We start from the raw sequence: 6555 nt of genomic DNA on the forward strand, positions 1-6555 counted from the left end.
TCAGCCCCCTAACCCCAAAGGGTCATAATTTTGATACTCGCTGCTCTTACTACTACCTGTTGAGGTGTATCGAGCATAGCCTGTTTGAGCCTTTAATACCTCTGCACCGAAAGTAAGTGCCAGAGCGTCGGCCAGGTCTGGGCTCGCCAGCCCCCTCTTTTTCATATCCACTTTTCTTTCCAGCTGAATCTTGCCCTTACCGTTGATAGAATATTCGGGGCCAACTAAATCGTCACGCAGGTCATTTTCCGGCGGAAGCGCGCCGCCATCCGCCAGCCACTTGCGCATTTTGTACCACACCTCGGCGCGCCTATTAAAGCAGTTATCCAGCAGCGAAGCATTGCCAGCGTAGAACGGTATAGGAGTGCGGTTCTGTAGGCGCAGAGAGCTCATAACCGCCTCGCCTACGCCTGTTGCATCTACAATCACACCATCTGCCTTGTGCTCATCCCAGAGGCTGGCCACCTTATCCGCAAGCTCCTCCGGCCTGATACCACGCACCGTAAATAGCAACCTGCTGCAGAGCCCCTGCCGCAGGAAAATAACGCTTCTGTCGCCCCCGAAGAGCGCGACATCCACCCCCAGAACCTTCGGCGCAAAACTATACATATCCGCCCTTAAGTGCTTACCCATCGCCGCCTCAACGACATCACCCGGCATAAACTGCACATCCGACGCGTGAGGGAACTCCCCCAGCACGCGCACCCGGTACATATCGCTGTCCTCGCCGTACTCGCCGGCGATTTCCTGCGCGTATGCCGGAGAGACCCTCGGAGAGTCCAGGCACGAGAACTGAAAGCGCGTCCAGAGGTCGCGGTTTTTATGATGACTGTTGTAAAAGTAGCCGGTAAGCCTGGTGGGGTTCGCCGCCATGAGGATTCGCGCACCATCCGTGGAAAGCGCGCCGCGGGCGACTTCGAAGACTACCTCGGGAATGCCGGAAGCTTCATCTATAAGAAATATCATGTGCTCCGCGTGAAAGCCCTGCAAGGCTTCGGGATTCTCTTTGCGCCCCGTTCTGGCGGCAACGAATCCTGGAGTACCCTCAAGCGTTATCTTGTCATTCTTTATCCTGATGGCCGAACGCCACGGCTCAAGCATCTGTGCGCGCCATTTTTCTATCTCCGGCCAGAGGATATCCGACAACTGGTGAGCTGTAGGAGCCGTCGCGGGGATCTTGACATCCCAGAAGCAGCAAAGCGCCCAGAGGGCGATCCACGAAAAAAGAGTAGACTTTCCCGTACCGTGGCCGGAACGAATGGAGACCCGCGCCCCTGGAGAGGCCATCGCCTCAAGCACTCCGCGCTGCTGTTCCGTCGGCGCGACGCCTAGGCATTCGACGACGAAATCATAGGGAGAGACGCGCCAATGCTCCACAGCCTCGTTAAGATCCCGATAGGCCATCCGCCACACTCCCTGGGCCCGACTTACGGGCCTCGATCTGCTGCAAAATCACCGCCGGCGATACATTCACGTTTACCTCTGTATCTGGCTGCTTGAGCCCCGATATCTCAGCCAGCAAACGCGCAGCGGCTATAGGATCGTGCATCTCCACCTCGAGACCGCCGTCAGAATGCTCTGTCGGCTGAATTGCCTTTAACTTCTTGATCGCGCCGTCCGCTTCGTCAGTCAGTCCGGTCGTCGGCACTAAAAGCAGATCGCCGAAGTCAAGTATCTGCTGTCCGCCATTTTTCTCGGCAAGCTCTTTTAACACCTCTTCGCGGCGGGGATCGCCTTTGCCGGGCGAAATGTGTACGATATCAGTCAGGTTCGTACTTACGATCCCAAGCATACGGCGCATGATCGTCTCGCGGACCTTCTCTTTATCGAACCCAGAAGCTTCAAGCGCTTCACGGCGCAAATCCTTGATACGACTGATAATATTAAGCTTTCTTAAGTTTTGACTGGCAATAACGGCGGCGGAACTTCTAATCTCAGTATACCCGGCGCGGACGACAGCCTCAGTCCCGTTGCCCCGGCATTCACCGACATAAAACTGACAAAATCGCTCTTGCATCTCGCTAAGCGCCATCCGTACCGCCTCCTTTCTATAAGTAGAAATAAAAGATATGAGATATGACACACACAAACAAGACGAGAGCCGCCTCCCTGACGGAAAAAGCGGCTCTCGTTCCCTGTGTCTATTTACGGTAAATTCCATTGTAAAAATTATAGCAGAAAAACTTGCCAAAAGATTTGCAACAATTCAAACACAATTTGACCTTTGACTTTTTGACCAATACGCAAGGAATGACACTACGAGTATAGCTTTCCTTTTAGTTTTTTGCGCACAAGTTCATTTTAGCCTGCCAGCTCTCCAGTCTTCAAGTAACGACTGAACATTCAAAATCTGCCGATAAAGATAGCTGAGCGCGCTGCGGGTGTACCTGTAAACATTACTTTCGCTGAACATTAGTTCATGAGCGACATCGGGGACATCGAGATTTTGCCAGTAGCGTAAGGCAATCACTCTGCGCTCGGCGGGCGGCAGTTCGTAATAAGCCGTATAGATACTGTCAGCAAGCGCCTGAAGCTTCCGTAGTACGGAGTCGTCATACCGCTCAAGATACCTCTCGGCGGCGCCGTAGGACGCGCCTCCGCCGTCCACCCGTTCGTCGAAGATACAGCCGCCGCCGGCAAGCGCCTGTGCATCCAGCATCAGCTTGTAGCTGTCATAGTCCTTCTTGATGGCTGGAAAGTCTCGGATAGCGACTTCGGCCATTCGGTGTTTGTATGAGCTCATTTTTATTCTTACCTCCTATCCTATATGCTCGCTATATGTTCGCAAATGTGTTCGCGCCATTAAAGCTTTGCCATTGCCGATAAAAATTGGACTGCGAACATTGCGAACACACAAACCCCTTTATTTTAGAAAAACATTTAAAAGGTAAAAATTTCTATTTATAGCGCGTTTTTTGTGCAACCCGTTCGCAAGGTACAGCTATCCCCTGTGATACCAAGGCTTTTTTTATGCGAACACATTTGCGAACAGTTTTTTTATATGTTCGCGCATATTTTGCGCGTCCTTACTATTACCGGTTTTTCCGTGCGAACACATCTTTATGTACCATTTGAAGTGTTTGCGTTCGTTTTGTCATGTTACGGTTTATGCAGGTCCGTAAATATTGTGCGCTTCGGCGGTACGCGCCACATTCTCGCGTTGGCGTGTCCCATCGGCTTTGAAGTCTCGCCGGTGAGCTTCGCAAGCACTTTGCCGGCTTTGATCAGCGTCCCCGTTTTGATGTCTCCTGGAGGATAGCCGCATTCGTACAAGATTTGCGTCGTCGTTTTCAGCTCCCACAGCTCGCGCATACATTCCCATTCAAGACGCGAGGCGATTATTTCTTCGACGCTTGAGGGGACCTCGAACTCGCGGTTCTGTTCGGCCAGCATCGCGTCCTCTTCTTTCGTCAGCCACCACTGGTATTCCTCGTTATCCGGCTCTTTGAGGTGCATCAGGTAGTAACGTTCATATACTTCGCGCCACATTTGCTGCATTTCGCCGCGGTCAAGGGCGGCTATCTTATCCAGCGGAATGCACCACCAGCGGGCGTTGCCAGTGTCATCGATGAGGAACTGCCGCTGGTTCACCGTCGCGCCGTAGATCGTGCGGCGCTGGAAGTCGGACTCTTTGCGGCTCCAGGGCATACGTATCTTGTCCGAGCCGCGCGTAAGAAAGGCTTTGAGGATGGGGACCTCCGAACGGCTGAAGGTTCCCTCCAGCTCGCCGTATTCCACCCCCCACGCCGAGATGGCGGCTTTTACGCTGTCTTTGTCTTTTAGGTTCAGGCCGACGCCTTCGGAAAAGAAATCGTCTTTGCCGAAGAGGGTTCTGAACCAGGTGGTTTTTCCTATGCCTTGGCCGCCGACGAAGGTCAATACGCCACGGCAGCGAAAGCCGCGCTTCATGAAGACGGCGGCCACGCCGGAGATGAGCCAGCGGCGCACAAGGGTCTCTTTGAAGGGGCGAGGAAAGTATTTTTCTTCCACAAGCGAATCAAAGACGTTCCGGATGCGGCACATTCCGTCCCATGGCTCGGAGAGTATCCAGTCTTTGACGGGATTGCTGATATTCTGCGAACCGATATTGGAGATGAGCGGTTCGATGTCGCTCTTCGGCAGCCGCCAGCGCGAACAGAGGGAGAGAATCTCCCCAATTGCGGCGTTTTTCGCGTTGTCGCCGCAATAGACGCGCCCCGGCATGGAGAAGATCTCTTCTTTTTTGATCTCGTTGTATTCCACCGTCATTCCCGCGAAGGCCAAAAGCGCCCGTAGATTCTCCACCGTGCCCAGGGGCCGGCCGCCCTCGGAGAGGTCCACGAACTGCGGTTCTGAGTGCTTCAGCCTATAGAGCCCTTTGTTTTTGAAGGCCGCGAGTTTGCGCAGCATGAGGGCTTGGCATCTCTTGAGGCCATGCTTCGCCGTGTAGTCGTTCCAGTCAGTTCCGCCGTCTTCTTCGTCGAAGTCAGGATAGACGAACGGAATGCCAGTCTCTTCAAAGACCCTAATCGCGGCGTTTACCCCCGGGTTGCCGCGCGAACGGTGGTCGTTGTCGGCCGCCACGACAAGCTCGCGCTCCGGAAAGAGACGCTGTATATTCCGCGCCGCCGGCAGCAGGTTGCCGCAGTTGAGGGCGATGATGACGCTCTCGCCGGTGGCATCCGCTACGGAGCACCCCGTAGCCCAGCCTTCGACAAGCCAAACGCGGGAGGATAGCCTCCGCGTCTGGCTTTGAAAGAAGTCTTCCTCTTCCGCAAGGAGAAGCTCTTCTCCCCCTTTATTTACCTCCCCCCTCGCGACAAGCAGGCCGAAGTTGCCGGTGATTGGCGCTGCCGTTTGCGGGCGCTTTATCCCCTGGGACGTTATCGTTTGGATATTGACGATCTCGCCGTCAGGTGCAAAAAGCGGATAGATCAGCTCGCTGCCCAAAAGACGCGCGCCGTAAACATTGCCAAGCCCCTTTTTTACCGCGTAGCCGTGTGCGGCGTCCGCCGGCGTAGAGGCCTCCCATTTCCGGAGCGCGAGCACCGACGCTTGGGCGCGAGAGAGGGCCTCCTGTCGTGCTCTCTCCGCCTTTTCCGTCTCCCACCGTTGAACCATAGCCTGTTTCTCTTCGGCGGACATAGTGTCGTATGACGCGCCGTCTTTTTTGTGCGGTTCCCATATATGCCACTCGTCGGTTTTCCAGTTGTGTAGCCAGCCCCGATACCACTCGTCGGGAAAAACCTTATATTCGCCGTTGTTGGAACCGCGCTTATCGCCCAGGAGCGTAACGCGGTGCTTGCGGCCGTCTATCTTGAGGCCCTTGTCTTCCGCGAAATAGACTCCCTCGGAATTGAGGAAATCCAGGAAGTCCCGTTCTATATCGTTAATACTGCAACCCAGTTCCCTCACCTACCCCTATATGCTACTGATGCCAAATATGCCAGCGGTCTGTGCTCAGTATTTTTATCCCCCTTTGTCTCTACCGCGCCTCCACCGCAGGCCCCCAGCAGCATCGCCCGAACCGCCGGCAGCCGTAACAGCCCATCTCCCTGTACGGCTTGCGCGCAGGCGCCGCGCGCCCAACATACATCTCAACCCCGGTCCTACGGCAAACCGCAAAAAACGCCGGCTCTCCAGACAACACCCGCCGCAAAACATCCGCCAGCCGCACACCCAAACCACGCCTAATCATCGCAAAAAGCCCCCTCCGGCCACGCACGCAACTCCACAACATCTGGCACAACACAGCCGTGGCATAATCGTTCGCAGCTATGGCAGTGGATCGCTAGCCTGGCGGTCATGTCAAGATGCCATGGACCCAAGTCTCTTACGCAGATAATCTTCATCTTTTTTTGGCTGTCGGCAGAATGGCATGATACTTGATACATCCTGACATATGGATGCAGAAGTCGCCACAGACACCAGCGGAGCTTATTTAACAGTTTACGCATCTCCAAGTACCCCCTCCGGCGCCGTCTCCGCAATCCTTAAAACACGCCTTGCAAAATATTTATACGAACGCAGCTCGCTCCGCACCTCGGCAAGCTCCGCTTTCAACCCCTCCGCATCCGGGCAAACATCCCCTCGCGCGGCTTCCTCCGCCGCACGCGGCCGCCACCTCGCCTCAAGCTCATCGATTCGCCTGCGCAGCTGCATATTATTCTTCATAAGCAGCGCATTCAGCGCCTTCAGCACAGCAGCTTCTTCCCCATACGAGCACATAATATTCTCCATAAAAAAGCCCCCTAGCCCTTCACAATCCGCCTGCGCTGAATGCCGCGCTTACGCATAATCTCCTCAACATCCGCCACCCACCAGCGCGCAGGCGCGTTCGGCACCGGATTGCCGTCCTTACCCACAGGAGACGCCACCCTCGCCGGGGGAGAGGCTAGCGCGCCAACAAGCCTATCCCAACTGCTAGCCCCTATCTCCCACGCCGCCGCTATATCCTTCTTAGTCACGCTCCCCTCCCGTGGCCAGGGAGCATACACCGCAACAGGCGCCGCAGGAACGTCCGGAGCAGCCGCAGCCGCAGACGCCGCCACAGAACCGGCATCGCACAACTCGCCG

General features: G+C 55.3%; 6 protein-coding genes. All 6 read right to left on the reverse strand.

Going from position 1 to position 6555, the window contains the following annotated elements:
- Entirely contained in the window at positions 1 to 1404 is a 1404-nt protein-coding gene (locus tag RRY12_10815; protein ID MEG2185160.1) for a hypothetical protein, read from the reverse strand.
- On the reverse strand, positions 1385 to 2032 hold the full coding sequence (locus RRY12_10820; GenBank protein MEG2185161.1) for a terminase small subunit: 648 nt from the start codon (positions 2030 to 2032) through the stop codon (positions 1385 to 1387). Before RRY12_10820 ends, RRY12_10815 begins: the two co-directional genes overlap by 20 nt.
- Positions 2033 to 2296: 264 nt before the next feature.
- Positions 2297 to 2743, reverse strand: coding sequence for a sigma factor-like helix-turn-helix DNA-binding protein (locus RRY12_10825; GenBank protein ID MEG2185162.1), 447 nt, complete (start codon positions 2741 to 2743; stop codon positions 2297 to 2299).
- A gap of 356 nt (positions 2744 to 3099) precedes the next feature.
- Entirely contained in the window at positions 3100 to 5394 is a 2295-nt protein-coding gene (locus RRY12_10830; protein ID MEG2185163.1) for a VapE family protein, read from the reverse strand.
- Between the two features lie 534 nt (positions 5395 to 5928).
- Entirely contained in the window at positions 5929 to 6219 is a 291-nt protein-coding gene (locus tag RRY12_10835; protein MEG2185164.1) for a hypothetical protein, read from the reverse strand.
- A gap of 11 nt (positions 6220 to 6230) precedes the next feature.
- The coding region (locus RRY12_10840) for a hypothetical protein (GenBank protein MEG2185165.1) at positions 6231 to 6555 on the reverse strand (325 nt) is incomplete at its 5' end.

This window comes from Cloacibacillus sp. (genome assembly GCA_036655895.1).
Taxonomy (GTDB): domain Bacteria; phylum Synergistota; class Synergistia; order Synergistales; family Synergistaceae; genus JAVVPF01.